Source organism: Secundilactobacillus paracollinoides DSM 15502 = JCM 11969 (genome assembly GCF_001311135.1).
Taxonomy (GTDB): Bacteria; Bacillota; Bacilli; order Lactobacillales; family Lactobacillaceae; genus Secundilactobacillus; species Secundilactobacillus paracollinoides.
In genome coordinates this window covers 1-895 of record NZ_BBAG01000160.1, presented here as the reverse complement: position 1 = coordinate 895, position 895 = coordinate 1, and the positions used below count along the sequence as shown (strand labels likewise).

The window sequence follows — 895 nt, the reverse complement described above, 5'->3', positions numbered from 1 at the left end:
CAAAGAACAAGTTATGTTCATTCTTTACGGAAACGGCCGCAATGGTAAATCAATTTTCATTGATACTATCTCGGATATTTTGGGAACTTATGCTAAGTCAATGCAGGCTGATTCTATCATGGTTCGTCAAAATAGCTCCGGTGCCAATTCGGATATTGCTCGTTTGGAAAGTGCCCGATTAGTTACTTCGAGTGAACCTAATGAGGGTGTGAGATTGGATGAAGGTCTAGTTAAACAGTTAACTGGTGGAGACAAAGTAACAGCAAGGTATTTGTATGGTAAGGAATTCGAGTTTAAGCCACAGTTTAAGCTGTGGTTAGCAACTAACCACAAGCCAATCATACGAGGCACAGACGATGGTATATGGCGCAGATTGATGCTGATTCCGTTCAAGGTTCAAATACCGACAGATAAAGTTGATAAGGACTTAAAGTATAAGCTGCAGCGTGAGTCTGTTGGGATTTTAAATTGGATCGTAGAAGGTGCCTTAATGTGGCAGAGGGAGGGATTAAATCCACCAGCTAGTGTGACTAATGCTAGTCAGCAATATCGTGAGGAAATGGATGTCATTAGTTTGTTTGTGGATGATTGTTGCGAAGTGAGTGATAGTTACCGAGCTCCGGCTGGTGAACTTTTTAAGAAATACCAATCATGGGCTAATGAAAATTCAGAGTACTCAATGAGCAAACAAAAATTTGGCCGGGAAATGCGACAGAAATTTGAAGCCAAGAAAAGTGGATCCATATTTTATATTGGATTGAAAATTAAAGGAGATCCAAGACTGGGATGGATTAAATAAAAATAGGAGGATAAAATCCATTTGATGATAATGGGAGGATCATTTTCAAGCTCAAACCCTTGATATAACTACATTTATATACTCTTTTGAGTGTTT

The 895-nt window shown here is 39.0% G+C and carries 1 protein-coding gene; it reads left to right on the top strand.

All coding sequences use genetic code 11. The features are described from left to right. Positions 1 to 799 (top strand): DNA primase family protein (locus JCM11969_RS16790; RefSeq protein ID WP_225353351.1); only part of this gene is annotated, 799 nt, incomplete at its 5' end. Between the last annotated feature and the right edge of the window lie 96 nt (positions 800 to 895).